The sequence below is a fragment of the Paenibacillus allorhizosphaerae genome (genome assembly GCF_042659105.1).
In the GTDB taxonomy this organism is placed as follows: Bacteria; Bacillota; Bacilli; order Paenibacillales; family NBRC-103111; genus Paenibacillus_G; species Paenibacillus_G allorhizosphaerae.
On the sequence record NZ_JBHSRV010000001.1, the window covers coordinates 687,364 to 710,845 of the forward strand.

The 23,482-nt window shown below is 52.9% G+C and carries 16 protein-coding genes and 1 pseudogene; 6 read left to right on the plus strand and 11 right to left on the minus strand.

All coding sequences use genetic code 11. From position 1 onward, the window contains the following. Positions 1 to 471: 471 nt before the first annotated feature. Both ACFQI7_RS02920 and ACFQI7_RS02925 read right to left on the minus strand, forming a co-directional pair. Positions 472 to 1,806: an ABC transporter substrate-binding protein gene (locus tag ACFQI7_RS02920; RefSeq protein ID WP_218096899.1), complete on the minus strand. Its 1,335-nt coding sequence runs from the start codon at positions 1,804 to 1,806 to the stop codon at positions 472 to 474. Between the two features lie 37 nt (positions 1,807 to 1,843). Then, positions 1,844 to 2,869, minus strand: coding sequence for a Gfo/Idh/MocA family protein (locus ACFQI7_RS02925; RefSeq protein WP_218096900.1), 1,026 nt, complete (start codon positions 2,867 to 2,869; stop codon positions 1,844 to 1,846). 115 nt (positions 2,870 to 2,984) lie between these two features. Here ACFQI7_RS02925 and ACFQI7_RS02930 point away from each other — a divergent pair, with 115 nt between their 5' ends. Continuing rightward, positions 2,985 to 3,896, plus strand: coding sequence for an AraC family transcriptional regulator (locus ACFQI7_RS02930; RefSeq protein WP_218096901.1), 912 nt, complete (start codon positions 2,985 to 2,987; stop codon positions 3,894 to 3,896). Here the strand turns inward: ACFQI7_RS02930 and ACFQI7_RS02935 are convergent. The 3 genes from ACFQI7_RS02935 to ACFQI7_RS02945 are packed head-to-tail and all read right to left on the minus strand — an operon-like array spanning position 3,893 to position 8,312. Beyond that, positions 3,893 to 4,897: a Gfo/Idh/MocA family protein gene (locus ACFQI7_RS02935; protein WP_218096902.1), complete on the minus strand. Its 1,005-nt coding sequence runs from the start codon at positions 4,895 to 4,897 to the stop codon at positions 3,893 to 3,895. The genes ACFQI7_RS02930 and ACFQI7_RS02935 overlap by 4 nt on opposite strands. A 19-nt stretch (positions 4,898 to 4,916) precedes the next feature. Further along, the gene (locus tag ACFQI7_RS02940) at positions 4,917 to 5,948 is read right to left on the minus strand and encodes a Gfo/Idh/MocA family protein (protein WP_218096903.1); all 1,032 of its coding nucleotides are present in this window, start codon (positions 5,946 to 5,948) and stop codon (positions 4,917 to 4,919) included. An 18-nt stretch (positions 5,949 to 5,966) separates the two neighbouring features. Continuing rightward, positions 5,967 to 8,312: a glycosyl hydrolase family 28-related protein gene (locus ACFQI7_RS02945; protein WP_218096904.1), complete on the minus strand. Its 2,346-nt coding sequence runs from the start codon at positions 8,310 to 8,312 to the stop codon at positions 5,967 to 5,969. Between the two features lie 268 nt (positions 8,313 to 8,580). On the opposite strand from ACFQI7_RS02945, the gene ACFQI7_RS02950 reads away from it, so the two are divergent. Together ACFQI7_RS02950 and ACFQI7_RS02955 are read left to right on the plus strand one after the other, a co-directional pair. Then, positions 8,581 to 10,356, plus strand: a complete 1,776-nt coding sequence (locus ACFQI7_RS02950; RefSeq protein ID WP_218096905.1) for an ABC transporter ATP-binding protein — start codon at positions 8,581 to 8,583, stop codon at positions 10,354 to 10,356. A 129-nt stretch (positions 10,357 to 10,485) separates the two neighbouring features. Then, positions 10,486 to 11,547, plus strand: coding sequence for a Gfo/Idh/MocA family protein (locus ACFQI7_RS02955; RefSeq protein ID WP_218096906.1), 1,062 nt, complete (start codon positions 10,486 to 10,488; stop codon positions 11,545 to 11,547). A 125-nt stretch (positions 11,548 to 11,672) separates the two neighbouring features. Here the strand turns inward: ACFQI7_RS02955 and ACFQI7_RS02960 are convergent, their stop codons facing one another. The 4 genes from ACFQI7_RS02960 to ACFQI7_RS02975 all read right to left on the minus strand — a co-directional run bounded on the left by ACFQI7_RS02960 (position 11,673) and on the right by ACFQI7_RS02975 (position 19,556). Continuing rightward, positions 11,673 to 12,008 (minus strand): VOC family protein, encoded by a 336-nt coding sequence (locus ACFQI7_RS02960; protein ID WP_218096907.1) that lies wholly within the window; start codon positions 12,006 to 12,008, stop codon positions 11,673 to 11,675. 116 nt (positions 12,009 to 12,124) lie between these two features. After that, complete coding sequence (gene metE / locus ACFQI7_RS02965; RefSeq protein ID WP_218096908.1) at positions 12,125 to 14,407, minus strand: 5-methyltetrahydropteroyltriglutamate--homocysteine S-methyltransferase; 2,283 nt, start codon at positions 14,405 to 14,407, stop codon at positions 12,125 to 12,127. Positions 14,408 to 14,526: 119 nt separating this feature from the next. Beyond that, positions 14,527 to 15,435 carry a LysR family transcriptional regulator gene (locus tag ACFQI7_RS02970; RefSeq protein WP_218096909.1) on the minus strand — a complete coding sequence of 303 codons (909 nt, stop codon included), beginning with the start codon at positions 15,433 to 15,435 and terminating at the stop codon, positions 14,527 to 14,529. Positions 15,436 to 15,650: 215 nt separating this feature from the next. After that, positions 15,651 to 19,556, minus strand: coding sequence for an OmpL47-type beta-barrel domain-containing protein (locus ACFQI7_RS02975; RefSeq protein ID WP_218096910.1), 3,906 nt, complete (start codon positions 19,554 to 19,556; stop codon positions 15,651 to 15,653). Between the two features lie 246 nt (positions 19,557 to 19,802). On the opposite strand from ACFQI7_RS02975, the gene ACFQI7_RS02980 reads away from it, so the two are divergent. Together ACFQI7_RS02980 and ACFQI7_RS02985 are read left to right on the plus strand one after the other, a co-directional pair. Beyond that, positions 19,803 to 20,093 (plus strand): ArsR/SmtB family transcription factor, encoded by a 291-nt coding sequence (locus ACFQI7_RS02980; protein WP_218096911.1) that lies wholly within the window; start codon positions 19,803 to 19,805, stop codon positions 20,091 to 20,093. Positions 20,094 to 20,215: 122 nt separating this feature from the next. Beyond that, a pseudogene (locus ACFQI7_RS02985) lies at positions 20,216 to 20,347 on the plus strand (MFS transporter); the annotation flags it as partial. A 99-nt stretch (positions 20,348 to 20,446) separates the two neighbouring features. On the opposite strand, the gene ACFQI7_RS02990 reads toward ACFQI7_RS02985, so the two are convergent. Continuing rightward, entirely contained in the window at positions 20,447 to 21,220 is a 774-nt protein-coding gene (locus tag ACFQI7_RS02990) for a phytanoyl-CoA dioxygenase family protein (protein ID WP_218096912.1), read from the minus strand. 136 nt (positions 21,221 to 21,356) lie between these two features. Here ACFQI7_RS02990 and ACFQI7_RS02995 point away from each other — a divergent pair, with 136 nt between their 5' ends. Next, positions 21,357 to 22,232 carry an AraC family transcriptional regulator gene (locus tag ACFQI7_RS02995; protein ID WP_218096913.1) on the plus strand — a complete coding sequence of 292 codons (876 nt, stop codon included), beginning with the start codon at positions 21,357 to 21,359 and terminating at the stop codon, positions 22,230 to 22,232. 122 nt (positions 22,233 to 22,354) lie between these two features. Here ACFQI7_RS02995 and ACFQI7_RS03000 read toward each other — a convergent pair whose 3' ends face one another. Next, positions 22,355 to 23,386, minus strand: coding sequence for a ComEC/Rec2 family competence protein (locus ACFQI7_RS03000; protein ID WP_377516597.1), 1,032 nt, complete (start codon positions 23,384 to 23,386; stop codon positions 22,355 to 22,357). Positions 23,387 to 23,482: the final 96 nt, after the last annotated feature.

Genomic DNA, 23,482 nt, shown 5'->3' on the forward strand with positions numbered 1-23,482 from the left:
AGAGCCTTTCTGCATTTTTTGCAGGACGGCTCTTGCTATTTATGCAGCGCACCGTTCCCAGCCGATAACTCCCGAAGCCTGGATGCCAGAATCCGGACCGCGCCACCCGTATCCTATCCCTTCGTGTCGGTGCCGCAGACATCGGTTCGCGAACACATAGAACATCGTCCCTAGGCTGCCTTATCGAAATTTGTCAAAGAAAACCGCCGTATATTTATTAATTATTCGATGCGCATGTTTGAATTCCTTGTTTCTCGGTACAATCTATTCTATGAACACGCGGCGCCCCCTTCAACCCGATCGTTTTCTTCTATCTTTCATTCTGATGAAACACATGTTCTACCAAACGATTAGACGATGAAAATAAGAGAAATGTTTCATAGCAGGCTGTTCAGATCGTTAAATAAATCGTCCTCCGGACCATTGCGGCAAAAAAATACCGGCTGCTTCCCGGCAGCCGGTATGGTAGTATCATTTGCTCTTTATATAGGTTTCAATGGTTTTTACCGAATCTTCCTCCGCTTTGCGCAGCGCCGTGTTAATGTCCGCCCCTTGCTTCATCAACTGATCCGCGTACTTGGCATAGTTGGTGACAAGGGTTGCATCGTACGGCGCTTTCGGCGGAATCGGCGCGAATTTGTTCAGGAATACCGCTTTGAAGTTTTTATCCTTGAACGGCGAATCTTGGCCCAGCTGCTTTTGGACGGATTCGTTTTTCAGCACCGGCATAATGCCTTTCTTTGCCAGCTCGGTCTGGAATTCGTCGGAGATCATATACTTCAGCACTTCCATCGCCTCGTCCTGATTTTGCGACAACCGGGTAATGCCGAAGTAGAACGGGTACGATTGCGAACCGATCCCCGGCTTATCTTTGAACGTAGGCAGCGTCACCATATCCCAATTCATTTTCTTCAAATCTTCCGGCAGCACGTAGACGAGACTGGACAAATAAGCGTACATCGCCAGCGTCTGATCTTTCATGAATACGTTGAAGTCGGCGATCTTCTTCATTTCGGCAATTCGCTTCTGATACCCCAAGTCCTGATAAGGTTCCTGGAACACAGTTTGGAAAAATGTTTTCCAGCGCTCGTCCTTATTGATGGTCGGCGCGTTGGTCGCCAAGTCCGCATTCGGGATGGAAAGCTGGTTCATCCGAAGAATATGGTTGGGCGAAGTCGAAAAGCCCATGTATTGCACGCCGTTGTCGATCATCGTCAACTTTTTGGCCGTAGCCAGCGTTTCGTCCCATGTCATGCCGTCTTTCGGATACGGTACGCCGAACTTATCGAAAATCGCTTTGTTATAGTACAGCACCATATTGTTCGTGTGTACCGGAATGCCGTACAGTTTACCGCCCGACGACTGCCTGATCGATTCGACGACCGTCGGTTCGAGCCGGCTTAAGTCGACGTTATGCTTTTTGGCGAGCGGGTCCATATCGATCTGCAAGTTATTATCAAGCATCATCTGTTCATAGTTGCCTGTCGAGATGAAGAAAATATCGAACTTCGTACCGGCCGTGATCAGCTCAGGAAGCGTTGATCCTTTGGCACTTTGGATATACTTGAACGTATAGTTCGGGAATTTTTTGCGCAGGGAATCGCCGAAACGATAGTTGAAGCTCTCCGCCGGGTCGCCGTTGGACGAATAAAATACGAGCTCCGCCGGTTTATCCGATTTTTTCGCATGATCCCCCGGATCTGCTCCAGGCGCAGCTCCGCTGGAACCGCCCGCGCAGCCCGACAGCATCGTTAAGGACAATGCGGCCGACAACGTGACATTCCTTGTAATCTTTGTCTTTACCATTTGAACCATCCCCAATTCGATATAGTTTATTGCCTGCTCACGCAATCGTCACTACGGCGCCGCGCTGCAGCGCTGAATGTCTTTGCGCTTCCGCGAGAAGCAGCGAATCCAGCGTATGCTCCGGCAATGCACGCTCCACCGGCGAGCCCGACCGAACCGCTTCAAGGAAATATTTGATTTCCCGGTAATACCCGGAATCTTTGGACAGCTCGGGCACGAAGGCTTTGCCGTTATGCGGATAATCGCGGAGCTCTCTTTTTTCGTATACAAGCGTTCCCCGTTCAAAATTGACGCGGTAGCTCATTTGGAACCCGAATTCGCCGCACATGACCCGGTCGACCTGCGAGTTGACGACCTTCGAATCCGAATAAAAATAATTGGTGGACATCGCATCGAACGAACACTCATCCAGCACGTCGATCGACAGCGTAGATACCGCGTCCGGCTTGCCGAACAGCCAGTACACCATATCGATATCGTGAATATGCATATCCAGAAGCCCGCCGCCGCTCGTTGCGGACCGCAGCATCCAATTTTCATACGTATGCTTCGTCGGCGTGCCGCCCCGGAAAAAGGAAGCGGAAATGACGCGCCCGTATCGCCCGCTGTCGACGGTTTCCTTCAAGTACTCGTATTCAGGCCAAAATCGCAGCACCTGCGCGATCATCAGCTTGGCCCCGGATTGTTTTGCCGCCTCCACCATGGTTCTCGCTTCCTCCGCATCCTGCGCCATCGGCTTTTCGCACAGGACGTGAACGCCTTTGCCGAGCGCGGCGACGGTCAGAGGCGCGTGCAAAAACGTAGGCAGCGTCAGGTCGATGACGTCGAGCCGTTCCTTGTCCAGCATCTCCTCCATATCGGAGTACAACTGGTACGGACGGAAATCGATATCGGTACCCGGAAGCTTCACATCCCCTTCGGCAAACACGCCTTGAAACTTCTTGACATCTTTATCGCAAATCGCCGTCACTCGGACCGGATACCCTTCTTGCGTCAGGCGCATGTAGTTGCGCAGATGCATCCGGCCCATATAGCCGATTCCGACAAGACCGACGTTCAGCATCGGTTCATTCCTCCCCATTTTTTACGAAATATTAAAATTTCAAAATGAATCACACAGGAATTAGCGCATCCTTGTCGAAAACAAATACATATTTTTATGGAAAGGGTGGTCATGAATGGATTTTCCCCGTTACGCCGTTACGCCGTCCATCGTGATCGAGAAATTAATTACGTGCTATTACTTCGAGTTGGCCAAAAATTACTTGTATCACGGTGAAAAGCACGATTTCTGGGAGCTGTTCTACGTCGACAAAGGCGAGATTCTGATCGATACCGATTGCGGTCATTTCCATTTGAAGCAGGGTGACCTGCTCTTTCACGAGCCGAATGAATTTCATAACGCGAAGAGCAACGGGAAAATCGCTCCCAACGTATTCGTCATTACCTTCGAGTGCGCCCAGCCGGCGATCCAATTTTTCCAAACGACCAAACTTTTCCACTTGAACGATATGCAGAGATCCTTGCTGAAGCAAATTATGCAGGAAAGCGTAAACGCTTTCGGACCGGGTCCGAAAGGGAGCAAAGCGAGGCTGCATCCGAGAGCGAATGCGCCATTCGGAAGCGAACAATTGTTTGTCAATTATCTGGAGATTTTACTGATCGAGCTGATTCGTGAAGGCTACGCTCATACGGATATTAAACCGATCGTGCCTCAGGCGCCGGCATCGACGGATCATCCGCAAGCGTCCACTTTAGATCAGGTCATTGCTTATATGGAGCGTTATGTGGCGCAAAATCCGACGCTGGAGCAGCTGTGCAGCCGATTCGGCATCGGCCGCACGCAGCTCAGCATATTGTTCAAGTCGGGCGTCGGCTGCGGCGTCATCGAATACATGAACCGCGTCAAAATCGATAAAGCCAAAACGTTCATCCGCGAGGAGGAATACAACTTGACGGAAATCGCAGAGCTGCTCGGCTACAGCAGCGTGCATTACTTCTCGCGGCAGTTCAAGAAAACGACCGGGATGACCCCTTCGGAATACGGCAAAATGCTTTCGCGCGGCTTCAGCCGAAACATTCCCGGTTAGAAGCGAACGGGCTGCCCGGAACGTTCAGACTCGTAGGTGCCGAGAATGATCTCCAGCGCGTGCCTGCCGTCCTCACCCGTAATCATCGGCCGGCGGCGATCGCGGATAGCCAGCGCCATATCCCGAATGAGCACGGCATGCCCGTCCGGAACAACCTGGAACGGAGCAAACTGCGGGAGTTCAAGCTGCTCCCCGTCGATGGCCAGCGCCGTCACTTCGTCGCCGGTCAATTCGACCGTTCCGCGGTCACCGTGGATGATGATCCGGTGATCGGGCTGCTTGTGAGCCGTCGTCGTCGCTTCGATGGAGCCGAGCGCACCGCTTTGGAACTGCAGGCTGACGACGGCCGTATCTTCCACTTCAATATTGCGCAGCACGGGACGGGCGTAACCGAAGAGCGATCGGACCGGTCCGGCTAGCCACTGCAGCAGGTCAATCGTATGAATGCCCTGATTCATCATCGCTCCCCCGCCGTCCATCGCCCAGGTTCCGCGCCAGCCGGCGCTGTCGTAATACGCTTGGGACCTGTAAAACTTGACGTAACCCGAGCACAGGCTCAGCTTGCCGAGCTTGCCATCGTCTAGCAGCCGCTTCACGTAGATAGCCGCCGGCGATACCCGTCTCGGGAAAATCGTAGCCAGCTGAACGCCGGCCTCGGCACATGCCGAAATCATCCGCTCCACGTCGTCCAGCCGAATGGCGATCGGCTTCTCGCAGACGATATGCTTGCCGGCTTGCGCCGCCATGATCGTTTGCTGCGGATGCACGCCGCTCGGCGTCGCCAGGCATACGACATCGACATCCGGGTCGGCAAGAAGCTTCCCGTAGTCGGTATATTTCCGAACGTTATACCGCTGGGCGTGCTGCTCCGCCCGGTTCGGATCCGCATCGCATACGGCGACCAGCTCCGCTTCCTCCGCCCGCTCAATGCCGGTAAAATGAGCGGACGATATAGCCCCGCACCCTACGATCGCGAATCGAATTTTGTTGTTGCCAGCCATCTCTTTGATTCCCCCATGTTTACGATTTGTGCGATTGCTCCAAGCCGAACAATTCAGCTTGCTCATCCGCCTTAATTACCGCTTCGCTCGCCGCGAGCAGGTCGTAATGCGTCAGCGCGGATTGTCCACCGGCGAGCCGCCGCAAAAAGTCGCCGGTTATGCTCGCCTGCTGCGCCGGTACGTCCGGCTCCACTCTTGCAAAGGGCGCCCCGTTCGTCACCTGGAAATACAGCTCCTCCTTCACGACGGCCGGGTCCCCGTTCAAACGAAGCTCGGCGGTCCCTTCCGTCCCGGTAACGAATATTCGCAAGTCCCCCCAGGTCCAGCTCTGATCCGGCGTATGCCAATCCGCATACAGCTGCGCCATCGTGCCGCCGCTCAGGAGCAGCTGCATGCCGGCCGCATCGTAAAAATCCGGATGCTCCGGCTGCCCGAGCTTCGTCATGACGCTGTGCTGGCTTGCAATATCCTGTCCGGTCAAATACCGGACGAGGTCGACGTCATGAATAAACAAGTCGATGATAATACCGCCGTTTTGCTCTTTATGAAAATGCCAGGCCTCGCGCGTTTTCGGCGCGAGACGGTGCGGCTTGCGCATCGTAATGCTTGCAATTCGCCCGAGGCGTCCTTCGTCGATTTCGCTTTTCAGCTTCAGGATCGACGGGCGGAACCGTTCGGTGAGCAGCATCCCGACTTGAATGCGCCCCCGCCGGACGATCGCTTCCAGACGCTTCAGCTGCGCCCGGTCGGTAACGGCAGGCTTATCGGCCATGACGTGCTTGCCGTGCTGCTCGCACCGTTCGATAATGCCGATTTTGCGGTTATTGACGGCGGACGTTCCGATGACCCGAACCGCCGATTCCCATAACGGCGCTTCCTCCTCCAGCAGCGGCACGCCGAATTTGCTGCTTAACGTTTTGGCCAGCTGCGGCTGCTCCGGTTCCCATATGCCGACGCATGGATGGCCGAGCGCCATCATTTCTTCAATAAACATGGCGATATGGCCGTGACGGCATTCCAGAATGCCGAATGGATACTTCTCGTTCTCCATCTGTGGTTCTCCCCCAGTCTATTGCGCTGACAGCACGCCGTAATCGCGCAGCGCCTGTTTTACTTTGTTCAGTTCCTGCTCCAGATCGGCAAGCGTCCCTTCGGCCGTATCTTCGATCGGCGCCAGCTTGCCGATCTTACCGAACGGCGCGAAGCTTGGCGCCTCCCAAGCGACGGCGGCAGGCAAAGCTACGGTGGCGATAGCGCTGTTCAGCCGCACCAGGTTCCCCGATATGCGTACAATTTTTCGGCTTTGTCCGCCGACCAGCACCCACTGTTCCGTTTCAAGCGCCGCTGCGTCGTTCACCTCGACTTCGTCTTTGGCATCCGTCGTAAACGTGACCGCTCGAATTCCGCTCAGCGTGCCGGCGGTGCCTTTCTTGGTCACCACGTAGGCTGCCGTCGTTTTGCCGGGAGCCGGTGAGGAACCGTTGTAAAAGACGATATCGCCTTCATGAAACGTGTCGCGAACCGGCGGAAATACGCCCGTCATTTTCACCGGCGGTCCCGCCTGGCTGTTCTGCACCGATGCCCCGAGGCTCAACCACAAACCGCCTTGCTTGGTAGATATCAGGTTATTGCCGACCTGTACGTTCGTATACGATCCGTCCGAGTCGTGCACACGTATTGAGAACAAACCTTTCGGCTGATCGTACGCATCGGAAATGAAATTATCCGTTACCTGCGCGTTAACGACCGTCCCCCGCAGCAGTATGGCTGCGCGGTAAAGCTCGGAGGATGCGGGATAGTGGCCCGCACCCACGATCATATTGCCGGTAATTTTAATGTTCTCCGCGTAGCTTTTCGCTTTATCCAAATAACCGATGCGTATGCCGGTGACCGGGGCGTTCTGAATGAGATTGTCGCTGATCACGATGTTTTTGACCGCATTTTCGCGCGCAAAGCCGATGCCGAACGCATTCACGCCCAAGTTCGATCTTCTGGTGAACTCTTCTTCGAAGATGATCGTGTTTCCCGTAATCGTTATATTTTCAAAAGCGCCTGTTTCCGCTGAACCTCCGGCCGTCGAAATTCCCGTCGTTAACGATCGCAAATGCGTAAGATTTTTCAAGCTGATCGTGTTCCCGCTGATCGTTACATTGTGAATCGGAACATTCTTATATGGCCACAGCTGGATGCCTTGGTTTGCGTTCGTGAACGTGTTGCCCGTAATCGTCATGTCGCAGTGCGTTCCGCTCGTTGCGCTCGATTGGAGGTTAACGCCGGTAAAGTAGCCGTCGGACACGTTGTTCGCAATGACGCTTTGGCCCGTATGCGTCTCGATGGCCCCCCTTCCTTTTTCCTTCGGATCGCAATAGAAGAAGCACCCGGATACGGTGTGATAGCGGCCGTTCACATAAATGGCGGAATTGTCGTAATCCGGGTCGCCTTTCCCGCGTACGAAACGGAACGTACAGTTCGTAATGGAGGCGTACTCCCCGTTATCGTTATTCAAGGTGATCGTGTTGACGCCGCACGTTTCGTCAAAAATGACGGAATCGATTTGAATATGGCGGTAGTTGTACAGACCGACGACAAACTGGTAAATATTTTTAAGCGAGGAATCGATATTGCAGCTCAGATTGTTGCGCGCATTCTGGTCAATCCGGAGATGGCTGATCGTCACGTGCTCAACGGCCGGATTGAACAAACTCCCGAAGATGCGGAAGTAGTCTCCGGCATTATCCTTCACTTTAATGACCGACGAGCGGCCTTCCCCCGTCAGCTTGACGAAGCTGCGAAGCAGAATGCACTTCTCCTTCGTCGGCGCAATGATATAAACGCCCCGCGGGAAAAACACCGTCCCCCCGTTCCCGCCCGGCAGCTGAGCGACCGCATCGATGGCAAGTTGAATCGCATCCAGATCGTCCTGTACGCCGTCTCCCTTCGCCCCGAACCAGGTAACGCTTGCAAGGTTGTTTTCGATCAGACGCTTGAAACGCGCACCCGAACTCGTTACAAGCACGAGGCCGGTATTGTCTCTTGTGACGGTATCCGTTTCGTCGTACAGAAAATGACCTTCTTGCCCCCGGTCCGACACATAAAAAACGGTTCCCGGCTTCGGAACGGCGGAAAAGCTCCGGATCTCAGCGATCGTCCGGGGTGTTATGCAAATCCGGTTCAGCGCCGGATTCGGATTCCCGTCTGGGCCATATACGGCCCCGTTGAAGTTGCCGTCTTTCGTATAAGAAGCCCGCGTGATCTTGTCCAAGCCAAGCGCGGTCAGTCCCAGCGCCCCGACGGCTCCGGCGTATTTGAGCATTTCCCTTCTGGAAACGCCCGTTTTTTTCACACTGTCGTTTTGTCCCTTTTCTTCACTCATTTCTGCAGATTCTTCTTGAGGACGGATCGGGCTGTGGTCCATTTCTCATTCCTCCAACATGTATTGACATCATCGTAACCCGAACCCTTTACACAATCTTTAGACGTTTTATCACAGTTTTTGCATTGTCGTTTACACTTTTATCCGATTTATTTGTATTTTGTCGTTTGGAGCAACCGCTGTTTGCTTGGTTTTCCATACACCCCATGATATTTTGGCAATACAAACGGCACGGAAATGGAGAGTGAACATCCGGAAACGAGCCGATCACTGATCCGTTCATGGACAATGATGCAAAGAGGTGCGAGCGATGAACAAAGCAAAGGCAACGCCGTCAAACGACAAAGAAAAGAAGGTAACGCTGCGCCGGGTTTTCGCACTGTTTGCCCCTTACAGGATGCGTGCCGTCTGGATTACTACCATCGCTATCGCAGGATCGCTGATCTCGCTCATTCCCCCTCTGCTGATGAAATCGATCATCGATGTTGCCGTTCCGGAGAAAAAGGTTGCATTGCTGCTGCTGCTGGGCGGCGGAATTTTATTCGTTAACTTGTTATCGGGACTGCTGGACGTACTTCAACACCATTTGGAGAACATCGTCGGACAAAAGATCATGAGCGATTTGCGCATGAATATGTACACCCGACTGTTAAAGCAGTCGATGTCGTTTTATACCCGCTCCCGTTCCGGTGAAGTCATCCAGCGGTTTACGGGCGACATCCAGATGATTCAGACTGTCGTCACCAGAAGCGCCGTGACCGCGGTTACGCAGTCAACGATATGGATGACCTCCGTATTGCTGTTATTGACGCTCGATTTCAAACTGGCTTGCCTGGCGTTATTGCTGCTGCCTTTCTATATTGTCCCCGCCCGGAAAACGGCCCGAATACGCAAACGAATACTGGCCGAAAGCCAGCAAGTAAAATCCGACATCGCTTCGCATCTTGCGGAGACGACAGGCATTTCCGGCGCTTTGTTAATCCGGATGCATTGCAGGGAGAAGAAGATGGCCGGTACCTTTTTCGAGCTGAGCCAAAAAGCGACGGGGATCGACCTCAAGATGAATTTGGTCGGCCGTTGGATCGCGATGTTTAACGGCGCGCTGCCGTCGATCGGCACGCTCCTCATTTACGTATACGGGGGTTACAGCGCGATGCAAGGTTCGATGACGGTGGGCGGGATTATCGCCTTTTCCGCCTATTTGAGCAGGCTGTATAACCCGACGCAGCAGCTCCTGAATTTGCATTCGGACCTGGTCGCCTCACTGGCGGTTTTTGAAAAACTATTCGACTATGCGGACATGGAGCCGGAAGTACTCGAATCCATCACAGCCCGTACCCTGCCTCCACTGAAAGGACAAATTCGTTTTAACAACGTTACTTTTCGTTACAGTCCGGATAAACCTGCGCTGAGCAACGTTTCATTTGAAGCTCGCCCGGGAGAGCTGGTCGCCATCGTCGGTCCTAGCGGCGCCGGGAAGTCTACTTTAATCAACCTGCTGGCCCGGCTGCATGACACGACATCCGGAAACATTGTCATCGACGGCTACGATCTGCGCGAAGTGACGATCGAAAGTTTGCGAAGCCGGCTTGCCTTCGTAACGCAGGATTCGTATTTATTTCATGCATCCGTCAAAGAAAACGTGATGTTCTCCCGTTTGGACGCCACGGAAGAAGAGCTGGAGGACGCATGCAAAAAAGCGCATATTCACGAATATATCCAATCGCTGCCTGAGCGTTATGAAACGATAGTCGGCGAAAGGGGCTATCAACTGTCGGGAGGCGAGCGGCAGCGGTTATGTATCGCACGGGCGATCTTGAAGAAACCGGATATTCTCGTTCTTGACGAAGCTACATCTCAACTGGACTCGCAATCGGAGTCTTTCGTGCAGGCGGCGCTTGAACAGGTGATGAAACAATGCACCACGATTGTCATCGCGCATCGCCTGTCAACGATCGTCAAGGCCGATCAAATCATTGTCCTCGACCGGGGATCGGTTGTGGAATCCGGCACCCACCCGGAGCTGCTAGCCCGAAACGGATTATATTCGAAGCTGTATCGTACGCAATTTTGCCTATCGCCGTGAAATCCGGCTCATTTTTCGTCCATTTTTAGAACTTGGTAAAGCAATAAATGAAAAAGGGAATGATCGCGGCGTCACGAATAATACAATGGAATTGGACCATATGACGTATGGAAAAGGAGCGAAACTGCTGTGGGTCAAAAATTAAAGCTTGGCGCGATCGGAACTGGCAATATATTCAGAGGCGTTCATATGCGAGGCTGGAAAGATCATCCCGAGGTTGAACTGTACGCCGTATGCGATATCGTCAAGGAAAAGGCGGAAACGCTTGCAGAGCAGTACAACGTAAAGCATGTTTTTGAAGATTATCGCGAGCTGCTGGCGATGGAAGAGATCGATATCATCGATATTTCCACTTCGAACTTGTTTCACTCCGAAATCGCGGTCGCCGCTTTGAAGGCCGGGAAGCACGTATTTTGCGAAAAGCCGGACGCGGTCAACCCCGAGGAAGCGCAAAAAATGGCCGATGCGGCAAAGCAATCGGGCAAAACGCTGATGGTCATGCGCAACAACCGGTTTCGTCCGGCGTCGCAGTTTTTGAAAGCGTATATCGAGAACGGCCATATGGGAGAAGTGTACACCGGCCGGTGCGGCTGGATTCGCAGGCGCGGCATTCCGGGCAAAGGCGGCTGGTTCACGACCAAGGAGCTGTCCGGCGGCGGCCCGCTCATCGATCTTGGCGTGCATTTCATCGATTTGACCGTATGGCTCATGGGTAATCCAAGACCAGTATCCGTCGTCGGTGCGACATACTGCAAATTTGCCGGAAGCGTCGTTTCGGATTCCGTGCACAGCCAGTTCGGCGAAAGCCGGGAAGACGGAACGTTCGATGTGGAGGACCTTGCCACCGGCTTCATCCGTTTCGATAACGGCGCAACGCTGCAAATCGAATTCAGCTGGGCTTCGAATATCGAGGAGGAAATGAACTTTCTCGAGCTGCGGGGCAGCAAAGCGGGAGCCAGCTTCAAGAAAGGCGAGCTGAAGCTGTTCTCGGAAATCGAAGGGGTGTTGTGTGACATTGCGCCCAGACTGCCAAAAGACATCGGAGGCCATGAGAAGCATCTCCACCATTTTATCGACGTGGTCAAAGGGCGCGCCGAACCGATCAATACGCCGGACACCGGCGTGGATATGATCAAGATTTTGTCGGCGATTTACGAATCAGCCCGCACCGGTTCGGAAGTGAAGCTGTAATTTCTATTGCAGTTGTCCGCGGCTAAAATATATAAAAACATCGGCAGCCTCTGGACATGTAAGTCCCGGACTGCCGACGTTTTTTGGCGCTAACGTTCTTCATGTTTATTCGCTACTACGGACCATTACTTCTTTTCAATTAAACCAATGCCGAGTCCCGTTGGATCGACCAAATAGGCGAGGTAAAAGTCGTCGAACTCCATTTTGTCCCGCACAATCATGGCTCCGTAATCCTTAGCTTTAGAAATGGCTACATCGATCGAATCGACTTCAATTTGGATGCGAGTACCATGAGGGTAATCGTGAGGTCCTTGTGAAATGCCTCCCTTGATTCCTCCGGTGTCGACCTCGCGGTAGCCCCAACGCGGTTCCGCCACTTTCCAACCGAACACGTTGGAATAAAATTCCACAGATTTTTCGCTATCTTGGCTATTTAGCTCAAATCCAATTACTTTTCCCACAGGCGGTTCCCTCTTTTCCGGATGTTGGTACAATTTGACTTGACGTTAATCCAATTCTATTTTTTCCATTGAATTCCTTCCAAAGAGGGAGTGCAGGGTATAAAAAGTTTAAGCTTTCATTCTGCATGCTTTCTGCGAGCGAGTTGCGTCGCTTCCACCATGTTGCGCAAGGAAGCGACGGTTTCTTCGAATCCGCGCGTTTTGAGTCCGCAGTCCGGATTGATCCAGAACAGCTTCGGGTCGAGCACGCGCAAGGCGCGATCGATCATGCCGGTCATTTCCTCCACGCGCGGAACCCGCGGACTGTGTATATCGTACACGCCCAAACCGATGCCCAGCTTGTAAGTGCTCGTTTCGAAGCTGTGAATCAGCTCGCCGTGGCTACGTGAGGTCTCGATCGAGATCACGTCCGCATCCATCGCCTCGATCGAATCGATCATGTCATGGAACTCGCAGTAGCACATGTGCGTGTGAATTTGCGTAGAAGGCTTCACGGTGGATGTGGCGATGCGGAACGCTTTGACCGCCCAAGCCAAGTAATTGGCTTGTTCCGCTTGTTTGAGCGGCAGCCCTTCGCGAACCGCCGGCTCGTCGACCTGAATCATGCCGATGCCGGCCCCCTCCAGCGCCTCCACCTCTTGCCTCAGCGCATAAGCGAGCTGGTAGGCGATTTGTTCGCGCGAAATGTCTTCGCGGACGAACGACCAGTTCATGATCGTAATCGGGCCGGTCAGCATCCCTTTCACCGGGCGCTCGGTCAGCGACTGCGCATATTTGGTCTCTTCAACGGTCATGGCTCCTTCGAAGGCCACATCTCCGAATATGATCGGCGGTTTCACGCAGCGGGAGCCGTATGACTGCACCCAGCCGTTCTGCGTAAAGGCAAAGCCTGCGAGCTTCTCGCCAAAAAACTCGACCATATCGGTCCGCTCGAATTCGCCGTGGACGAGCACGTCCAAGCCGATTTCTTCCTGCAGTTTGATCCAAACTTCGATTTGCTCCCGGATAAACGCGGCGTACCGTTCGCTCGTCCATTCCCTTTTGCGCCACTGCTGGCGCGCTTTGCGCACCTCGGCGGTTTGCGGGAAGCTGCCGATCGTCGTCGTCGGAAAGAGCGGCAGCTGCCATCGCTTCTGCTGCTCTTGATGACGCTCGGCAAACGGGCGGCTGCGTCCTGCATCTGCTGCGCTAACGGCAGAGACGGCCTGCTGAATGTCGCTGCGGTTGCGCTCGCTTGAAAGCTTAAGCGCCTGAAGCGCGCGATCGCACCGCTCCAGCTCGTCCGCGACCGCGATTTCGTCATGAGTAAGCGCCTTGGTCAGCAGCGCAAGCTCTTCGAGCTTCTCCTCGGCGAACGCGAGCGCATGCCTCAGTTCCGGTGCGAGTTTGGTTTCCGACTTGGCCGTCACCGGGACGTGAAGCAGACTGCATGATGATTGTACGATCAATCGGTCCGGGGATACCGTCTCGGCAAGCTTGTGCAGCAGCGACAGCTTGTCGCGAAGCGGCGCTTTCCAGATACCCCGGCCGTCGACGATTCCCGCACCTAACACTTTGTCCGCCGGGAAGCCGTATGCTTGAATCGACGCCAAGTTGCCGGAGAGACCATGGACGAAATCCAGCCCGATGCCTTTGACAGGGAGCGCGACGATGTCGCTGTAATGCTCTGCCGATTCGAAGTACGTTTGCATCATAATGTTCAGGTCCGGCACGGATGCGGCAAACGTCGTATAGATCGTTTTCAACCGCCGGATATCATCGTTGCTTACGCTCGTCACAAGAATCGGTTCGTCGATCTGCACCCACTGCACGCCTTCTCGTGCCAGCTCCTGAAGCATTTGCACGTAAAGCGGAAGCAAACGGCTGAGCCAAACATCTAATTCCTCAGAACGGTACCCTTTGGACAGCTTCAGGAACGTGAGCGGCCCCACGATGACCGGCTTTCCTTCAATGCCAAGCCGTTCCTTCGCTTCCCGATAGGCTATGAGCGGTTTATTCTCCGCAAGCACCAGTGTCGCCCCATCCAGCTCGGGCACAATATAGTGATAATTCGTATTGAACCATTTGGTCATTTCGCTTGCAGCCGCATCCTTCGTCCCTCGAGCCACCCCATAATAGACCGATAACGGTACAACGCCGCCTTCGTAATCAAATCGCTTCGGAATGATACCGAACATGGCAGCCGTATCCAGCACATGATCGTAGTAGCTGAAATCATTGACCGGGATCAGATCGATCCCCTTCTCCTGCTGCTTGCGTAAATGATTCAGACGAATCTCCTGCAGCTGACGGTGAAACTCCGGTTCCTCCAGCTTTCCCGACCAGAACGCTTCAAGCGCTTTCTTCCATTCCCGATCCGCACCGATCCGCGGATACCCCAACACACTGCTTTTCGTCATTTGTAAACACCTCTGCATCGAATAGTTGAACCTTGCGGTTGTTTACAAGAACGATACCACGGATCGCCAGTTATAGCGTAACTCGATTAAACTATACCTGGTCATAGTCCAAGACTATATTAATTCGGGTTATGAAGTACGTCTTGGAGCGCTTGCACGTAGGCGATTCCGAGCTTGGATAGCGACACGTTGCGGTGCGAGATCCAGCCTACGTTAATGGTTTCCTCGCAGTCGAGCGGCACGGGAATAATCTCGTTGCCATTCAAATCCGCGCTGAGCACGCCCGTCGAGATGGTATATCCATTCAGTCCGATCAATAAATTAAACAGCGTCGCGCGGTCGTTTACGCGAATGCTTTTGTTGCGGGTCATCGTGCTTAGAATCTCTTCCGAGAAATGAAACGAATTATATTCTCCCTGATCAAACGAAAGATACGGGTAATGCTGCAGCTGCTCGAGCGTAACGATCGACTGCTTGGCCAGCGGATTTCGAATGCTGATGAAAACGTGCGGCTTCGCCGTAAACAAGCTTGTAAACTGCAAGTTCGCCTCTTTGAGCAATTTGTTGATCACTTTGCCGTTAAATTCGTTCAAATACAAGATTCCGATTTCGCTGCGCAGCCGTTTGACATCCTCGATAATTTCGTACGTCTTGGTCTCGCGCAGCGCAAAGTCATACTCCTCCTGACCATATTCCCGGATCAAATTTACAAAGGCATTGACCGCGAAAGCGTAATGCTGCGTCGATACCGAGAAATGCTGCGGGGAAGGCTTGGCGTTAAGATACCGGCTTTCCAGCAGTTCGGCCTGTTCGACGACCTGGCGCGCGTATCCGAGAAATTGGGCGCCTTCCTTGGATAAGGAGATCCCTTTATTGGATCGTTCGAAAATCGCAATCTGCATTTCTTCTTCCAAATCCTTGATCGCATTGGAAAGGCTCGGCTGAGAAATAAACAACCGCTTCGCCGCCTCGTTAATGGAACCTTGGTTCGCCACCTCGATCACGTATTTCAATTGCTGCAAAGTCAATGAAATCCCCCCTCTGCTTCTCTACACCATTGCCTGCATGTACGTTTGTTGCTTTTTGTAAAACTATAATGACATTATATCATTTGCGCAATACATCATTCGAAAGCGGGGTAACGAAAAACCTCCATCCCCGCATGAGCACGGTTTTGGAGGTCTGTACAGTTCACTTTTATAAAAAGCGCTATGGCCTTCGATCCATCGGCAACGTCTTCCCGCTAGTCCTTGAGCAGCGGCTGCAGCCCTTGGAGCATCGCGCTTGCCGCCTCGGGAGCGATCTGTTTCCCGGCTTCCCCGCTTACTTTCTTCGCAAAAGCTTTGAGATTGCCGTCTTTCAGCGCGTCCAGCAATTCACGAGCCACTTCCGGTCGCCCAATCGAATGGTCGCCGCTATATTTCGCTACCATCGTCGTCAAAGCGTCGAGAATCGCTTGCGCGTCACGCAGCAAATAATCGGCCGCTTCCTTGGAGATGTGCTTGCCGCTTTGCGCCCTCACTTCGTTCATCAACGCTTTCAAATTGCCTTGCTGCAGCTTGCTTTGCAAACTGTCCGCAATGCCTGCGTTATCGATCCAGCTCATACCGTTAAAGCGCGTTACCAAAGCTTTCATGGAATCGAGATCGGCGTACGTCGCAAACGTTACCGTGACGGTCTGGACGTTCCCCGCCGAGTCGCCGGCCGTCGCTTGTATCGTGTTTACGCCCAGCGGCAAGGCGTACAACGGTACAACCGCCCCATTTGCAATGGGCTGGCCGTTAAGCGCAGCGGACGTGCGGCTTCCGTCAACGCCGGCTAATCCATCCGTTGTCGTATACTGGAACGTGATGTCGCCGGCATCCGGGTAGCTCCTTCCGGCTGCGGGTGAACTCACTGCAATGACCGGTGCCGTCGTATCCAGTTGAAAACGGATCGACTTGGGCTGCTCCTGATTGCCCGCTTTGTCCGTGGAGCGGTAACTTACCGTATACCGGCCGTCCTCACGAATCGTTACCGGTTCCGTATACGGCTGCCATGTCGTGCCGCCGTCTGTGCTGTATTCCGTCCGCTCTACTCCGGACAGAACATCCGTTCCGGTTAACTGCATTGTTACCGGATGCGCATACCAGCCGTTCGCTCCTTCCGGCTCGAATGGCGTCAGAGCGGCCAGCGTCGCAGGCATCGTTTTATCCAAATGGATCGTTGCCGTTGCGCTCGCCTGATTACCCGCTTTGTCGGCTGCGGCACCTGTTACCGTCTGGTTTGCGCCTTCCGCAGTTATGACGATATCAGGCGTAACCGAAGTCAATCCCGAACCGCTGTCGTATACGGCCAAGTGAACCGTCACATCGCGGTTGTGCCAACCATTGCCGTTCGGCAATGGAGTCGTCTCTACGGTTATGACCGGGGGCCTTGTGTCGACGACGGTAATCGCCTGCTTCGCCGTGCTGGAAAGGCCGTTCCCCTTTGTCGCCGTCCAGGTGACGATCGTCGTACCCAGCGGATAATCGGCCGGCGCATCGCTTGTTATCGTAACCTCGTCCGGCGAAGTGGCCGTCCCGATCGAAACCGGCGTTCTTTCACCCGTCGCTTCGACGGTCATATCCCCGGGGACAACAAGGACCGGAGCCTCCGTATCGACGTCATTATACACTTCGAACTCGTTAATAGTAGGCTCCTTGCTTGCCCCGGACTCCAGCTTTGTGGAATACATCCACAACCTGACATATTGAGCGGTCACCGGATCGAACGTGATCGTTTTCTGTGCGCCGATCGACGTGTCTTCCGTACCGGGGATATCGGAGTAATGCACGCCGTCATTCGACGCTTGCAGGACGAACGCATTAACGCGCGGATAAGTAATTTCCTTGAGAACGACTTTATTGAACTCCAGCTCGCTTCCAAAGTTAACGCCGAGGAATTGATCGGCCACCTGCCCCTTCGCCGCCGACCAACGGGTAGAGGCGTTCGAGTCGAAGGCGTACTTTTCGCTGTACGAACTGTTCCATATCGAGGAGGCAAAGTACGTCTTGTTGAGCGTTAAGCTTCCCTGCGCAACCTTCAGCGTGAGCACTTCCTGTTTTCCGGAACCGAAGGAAAACGTAAGCGGGTAGCGGCCGATTGCCAAGGTGCCGAGGTATGTTTTTTTCAGCGTGACGGAAGTTCCGTTGTTCACATAGTCGGTGCCCGCCGTCAAGAAGCGTTCATTGTCTCGGATCGACGCCAGCGTATCTCCGTTCAATTGCATCTGCAGCGTAATATCGCCGGAGTTGATCGTATAGCTCCATTCAGAAATGCCTAATATCGTATCGGAGAACGTCGTAGCGGTGACGCTATTGCTTGCTGCCGATTCGTTGCCCGCCGCATCCTTCGCTTTCACCGTGTAGCTGTAGGCAGTTGAAGCGGTAAGTCCCGTATCGTTATAGGTCGTCGCCGCAGTCGAACCGATCCGTTCTGCGCCCCGATACACATCATAGGTAAGCGCTCCGCCGCCCCCGTCCGATGACGTCCAGCTTAGCCCGATTTGACTGCTGGATACGGCTGCAGCGGTCAAATTCGAAGGCGCTGTCGGCGCAACCGTGTATTTGCCCGAGGATACGGGACTTGTAGTAGCCGCTGTGTAGGCTACCGCTTTAACTGTCGCCGTTTTGGATACCGTAACCGGTCCAGTATAGAGCGTGCCGTGCGTCGGTGTCGGCATGCTGCCGTCAGTCGTGTAGCGAATCGCCGCGCCGCTCAGCGACGTCGATAACGAAACGGTTTGCGCCGAAGTCGACGGACGCGGCGCCGGGTTGAACTCGATGCTGTACCCTTTTTTGTACCGCTCGTTTTTCGCCCACATAAAGCGGGAGAACATATCCAGCCCCGTCGTCGTCTTGCTTGCCAAATCCGCATAGGCCAAGTCGTAATACATATCCGGACGCAGGTCGGCTAAATAAATATTGCCGCTCCGGGCATACGTCGTCGGCGCTGCGTGGCCCGTTCCGTCTTTTCCGTCGACGCGGCCCGCAAAATCTTTGGGTCCTCTTATCATCACATCGGCATACATATTCGCAAACGGCTTCATCATCTCGGACGTAATCCCGTAGCGGCCGCTCAAGTATGCGCGGTAAAAACCGGCGACATCCAGACTGGCGTGATTGGAATCTTCCCCTCCCGAGCTGGTCGGCGCATAGCCCCAGTTGTAAGTCGTATTGCCTGCACTGTTGGTATACACTTTCTTCACCGTGTTATCTTTGAAAAACCAGTCGATGTTCGTCTGAACAATCCTGTCGTACTTTGCTACGAGCGCCGGATTATCCCCTGCCAATTCGTGGGCAACAGCCAAATTTTGAAACCCGTACGTGATCATCATTTGCTGGTTCCACGGCAGCGGCTCCCCGGTCTTGTACGGCGACATGGTTGAGAAGTAGTATTTATTTGCGTGCGAGAAATCGAGCAAATACGGGAAAAAGAACTCGTTCACGACGTAATCGGCCTGCGTCAAAAACGTAGCGGCTCGCTCCCGGTACGTTGCGCCGTGCCCAAACTCGTCTCCGATGGGAACCGGTTTATCCCAGCTCGACGGCGTTTGGAGAATCAGCCTTGCGCAGAAGGCGAGATGGCCGACGTGGTCTCCGTTTGCCGAGTCGGCTCCGGCGGGATCCTTGGGACTGCCGGGCCATACGGGAGCGATCGTGCTGGTCCAAGCTATGCGCTGGCCGTATGGTGCTGGGAGGATGTCGTTGCGCTGGGAGAGCACCACATCGCAGAAGTAGATCATCCGGTCGAGAATTTCGGTATCGCCCGTCAGCTCATACATAAGCCCCATCGCCTTGATGGCTTCCCCGCTCTTCCCTTGAGCGTATTCATTGTTCATGTTGGTCGTTTCGCCCCAAACGACAGGCTTCACGGTTTGAATGTACGCCTTGAAAGAATTGATTTCGTTCTGTGTAATCGGGCCTTCGTAGCTGTCAATAACCATCGGCCCGGCAGCCTGCGCCCGAGGGAGGGGCAGCAGTGCGAAGCAAATCAATAACGACGCGGAGGACACAATAATACGTTTGCGCGGAACAACCTTGCGGACACCGGAGAATAACAAGCGCGCGACGCCGACTCCGGCGCAGATCGCCGCAATACCGATAAAAGCGACAAATGCCATCATCATAAACAGCCTTTCGTATTCCCCATCGGCTGGGGGATTTACTGTGAAATGTTTCAGATATATTTCAAGTTTGAACGAGTAAATTATACTTTGAATCCGCTTTCAAATTCAAGATCGATTTTCGCCAAAATGCGAGAATCGGACAAACGAGACACCTTTGCCAGCGTCAATCTAATCGGAATATAGGGTGGAATGAACGGATGTACGGGATGTACTTGATTTCATCCCTCACTGTAGTACAATATTTTCATGACTACTACAATGGCATTGAACAATGAGCAGCGAGTCGCTATATTCAAGGCTCTGGCCGACCCGACAAGATTGGAGATCATTCGAACGCTGTATTTGGGCAGCAAGGAGATGAGCTGTGGGGAAGTAGGGCATATTTGCGAGGCATCGAAGTCGAACACGTCATATCATTTTCGTACACTAAGGGAGGCGAAATTAATTAGGGTACGGAAAGAAGCGCAAACGAAGTATATGAGCATCGATATGGAAACTTTTCAAGCTTACTTGCCCGGATTTCTGGATACGCTGTAGAAAGAAATCCTATTTTTTCATCTTCTAGTTCAATACTTATTCAACTACAAAAACTAATATTAGCCATTTAACTATAAGAGAAGATAAACAATGAACAAGTTGCTCGCTTTGTTTTTCCTGATATCCCTACTGAAATTTCCGGTTGGATGATAGGAGCCTACGGTTTGGGCTATGTCATGTTTGCGTTGATAGCAAGTCCGCTTTTGGATGGATGGGATCGGAAAAAAGTGATGCTTTCCGGCATGGTCTGCTTCGTGAACCGTCCGGAAGTTCGGCATCTCATCGATTGACGCCCGCCTCGCAAAGCAGCCTGACGGGAGCATACTCCCGTCAGGCTGTTCTCAATTAGTAAATCAGACGATCTTGTATGCCGGCTTCACTTTATCGAAATGCGGATTTTCTCCGCTTACCATCAATCCCATCCCCCAGTCGAAATGCGTATTTTTCACAGGAAAATCAGATGCATCACGGTATTGGAACAGCACATTCCGCCTTGTTCGCTGGCTGCGGTTTACATCAGAGCCGTGGATCGTCAAATAATTGAAAAATAACACATCGCCTGCCTTTGCGGGGCAAAGCGTCCCCATCGAGATGGGATATTGCCGGTGATCCAAATAATGAGCTCCTACATGTGGAAGCGCCCCTTCTTTATGCGAGCCTGGGATAACCCGAAGACATCCGTTCATTTCGTCCGCATCATCCAGATGTACGCTTGCCGCCAGCATGGAATGTTTTTCATGAGGAAAGTAAGGATAGTCCTGATGCATCGGAAAAGCGGCGCCGTTTTCCGGCGGTTTCACCAGCATTTTCGAATGGTGAAGCTGAACGTTCGGTCCGATCAGCTGCGACAAAACGGCCGTCATGTTCGGATGTGCCAGCGCGCGCAAAAAACAGGAGTCATGATAGTGCATATCGTGGAATCCTTTGAGCACGAGCTTCTTCAGCTCCTCCGGAGGCATAAAGTCCCCCTGCCATGCATGATTTTGCCCCGCCTTCAGTGCAGCGGCCCGCTCGATGATGCGGTCCACCGCTCCTCTCATAATTTCGACTTCTTCTTTAGAGAACACCCCGCGGACGAGCAAATACCCGTTTTCATTGTAAAATTGAACATCCTGTGGTTTAATCATGGAAAAAACCTCCCAAGCTTAACATGTCGTTGATCGACGATTTCCTCTGCATTATAAAGAGTTTCGGGATAAGCCGTCTTTGACTGGAGAGGTCATGTTTTTGTCCGATTACGCCATTTTTGAGGGGGATTCATGCATGTTCCGTTGGAAAGAAAGCGAAGCGCGACTGCGCAGGCACGCATTTGATTTGCGGGGGGCCGGCGCTTCGTTCAAAGTACATTATTGGGGCGTATCCGGCAGGCTTTTGTCTAATCCGTACCATAAACATTCTTTCTTTGAGATATGTTACGTGCTGAACGGAGAAGGAACCTATCAGGATCAGGAGACCGTCCATCTGATCGGCAGAGGGACGTGGTTCTGCTCGCGGCCCGGCATTTATCACCAGATCGTAACAGAGGGACTTGCTTTGCTTTTTGTCGCCTTTGAGGTGGATGAAAGCGTCACAGACCAAACCATTGCGGATGGCTTTCGGAGAATGGCCCAGCAGGAGGATATCATTGTCATGGAGAGGAATGGTGGCGAGCATCCCGCTTCGCTGTTGTGGAAATCGCTCCTAATCCCCGAGGATAGCGTACCTCCACTGACGGCGTCCGCCCTGCCCCACGCTGCCATGGCGCTGATTTTGTCGTTTCTGCCTTTATTCGGCGGCATGGCGCCAGGAAATGTCAAGCCGCCGAGTTCAACCAGCGCTTTGCTGAATCAAGCTCGACTGTTTATACGCGATAACTTGTCCGAGCCGCTCACGTTACCGATCGTCGCGTCTTCGCTGAACATATCCGAACGCCATTTATCCCGCTTGTTTTCCTCTGGAATACACGAGACATTCAGCTCGTATTTACGTAGGGAGAGAGTCCGACAGGCGGCGTGGTGGCTGAAAAACAGCGACTGCTCGATCAAAGAGATTGCAGACCGGACCGGCTTCGGGTCGGTGCATTATTTTACAAGAACATTCCATTCCTTAATGTCGATCACTCCCGCCAAGTATCGGGAACAAGCGCATCAGGGGGACTAGGACTGTGCTCCTATTGCGTGATTGCGAAAAAAAGATTCTTACCAGCACGGTAAGAATCTTTACCCCGTAAGGGATTTGGGCTAACTTCTGAAAAACGACAAAACTGGTTTATGACAATCCGATTATCTAATATTTTTGGTATCCACCCGATCCTTCTCGGTGACCACATTCAGCTTTTTGCCGTCCGAAGTGATCAAAATATTGCCGTTCAGTCCGGTGGAGTATACCTCGGAACCTTTTCTTTCGTAGCGCTTCAGAACCTCCAGGTTGTTGAAAATGTTGGAGCTGAGCACCGTTACTTTCGGCACCACAGCATCCACCCAAGTCGGCGAAGAGGAGGTGGCGTTACCGTGGTGAGGTGCATGCACGAAATCGGCGTGCAGCTTGTTGCCGAACTTTTCCACCAGCTCGGCTTCCCTATCCTTGTAAATATCCCCCGGGAAGATGAACGACGTATCCTTGTAAGTCATTTTTACGACAAGCGAATAGAAGTTGATCGACGAGGCTTCGTTGTTTTTGATAACCGCATTTACGTTATCCACGTTCGGGCTAAGCACCTCGAACTTCACTTCGTTTCCGAGCATGAAGGTGTCTCCCGTTTTCAAAATCTTCTGCGGTATTTTCTTCTTGTCTACTTGTGCGATCGTATTACGATATTGGCTGGAATCAGTGTACTCGTGACTTTGCCTGTAATAAATTTTGGCATCCTTCGCTTTCAGCACCTCGGCATAGCCACCGAGATGGTCGGTATGCGGATGCGTGTTGTACGCAGCGTCAAGCTCTTTGATCCCGAGCTGATCCAGGTATCTGACAACTTGCCATCCGGTACTGGCAATCCCGGCGTCCATCAACATGTTTTTTCCGTCGGGGGTCGTAATCAGGTAGCTGTCCCCGGTCCCCACCTTCGTATCCTTCAGATGGAAATAATGAATCTGCAGCAAGCCCTTGTATTTGGCCGTATCGAATACTTCCTTCGTTCTGAGCTGCGGCGCATCATCCGCCTTCTCCTCCTTCGGCAGCGGGGCTGCCGTTTGTTGGGGCTCCGGATTGACTTGGGCGCAGGCAGCGGTCGCAAGTAAAGCGCTTACAACGAGGAAGCCTGCCATTTTTATCCCATGTTTTTTCATTTGATTCATCATGTACGAAAATTCCAACCTCCCTGCTTCTCAAAAATAATACCATTAATTTGTCAATTTAAATTATATTACCATGTATCCAATGTTATAACAATACAATTATGGGCCTTGTTG

Coding starts and splice junctions, on each gene's coding strand:
- ACFQI7_RS02990 (WP_218096912.1), bottom strand. CDS start 21,220: ATGATTAAACCACAGGATGTTCAATTTTACAATGAAAACGGGTATTTG.
- metE (WP_218096908.1), bottom strand. CDS start 14,407: ATGACGAAAAGCAGTGTGTTGGGGTATCCGCGGATCGGTGCGGATCGG.
- ACFQI7_RS02945 (WP_218096904.1), bottom strand. CDS start 8,312: ATGGACCACAGCCCGATCCGTCCTCAAGAAGAATCTGCAGAAATGAGT.
- ACFQI7_RS02975 (WP_218096910.1), bottom strand. CDS start 19,556: ATGATGATGGCATTTGTCGCTTTTATCGGTATTGCGGCGATCTGCGCC.
- ACFQI7_RS02995 (WP_218096913.1), top strand. CDS start 21,357: ATGTTCCGTTGGAAAGAAAGCGAAGCGCGACTGCGCAGGCACGCATTT.
- ACFQI7_RS02950 (WP_218096905.1), top strand. CDS start 8,581: ATGAACAAAGCAAAGGCAACGCCGTCAAACGACAAAGAAAAGAAGGTA.
- ACFQI7_RS02920 (WP_218096899.1), bottom strand. CDS start 1,806: ATGGTAAAGACAAAGATTACAAGGAATGTCACGTTGTCGGCCGCATTG.
- ACFQI7_RS02930 (WP_218096901.1), top strand. CDS start 2,985: ATGGATTTTCCCCGTTACGCCGTTACGCCGTCCATCGTGATCGAGAAA.
- ACFQI7_RS02935 (WP_218096902.1), bottom strand. CDS start 4,897: ATGGCTGGCAACAACAAAATTCGATTCGCGATCGTAGGGTGCGGGGCT.
- ACFQI7_RS02925 (WP_218096900.1), bottom strand. CDS start 2,869: ATGCTGAACGTCGGTCTTGTCGGAATCGGCTATATGGGCCGGATGCAT.
- ACFQI7_RS02940 (WP_218096903.1), bottom strand. CDS start 5,948: ATGGAGAACGAGAAGTATCCATTCGGCATTCTGGAATGCCGTCACGGC.
- ACFQI7_RS02980 (WP_218096911.1), top strand. CDS start 19,803: ATGACTACTACAATGGCATTGAACAATGAGCAGCGAGTCGCTATATTC.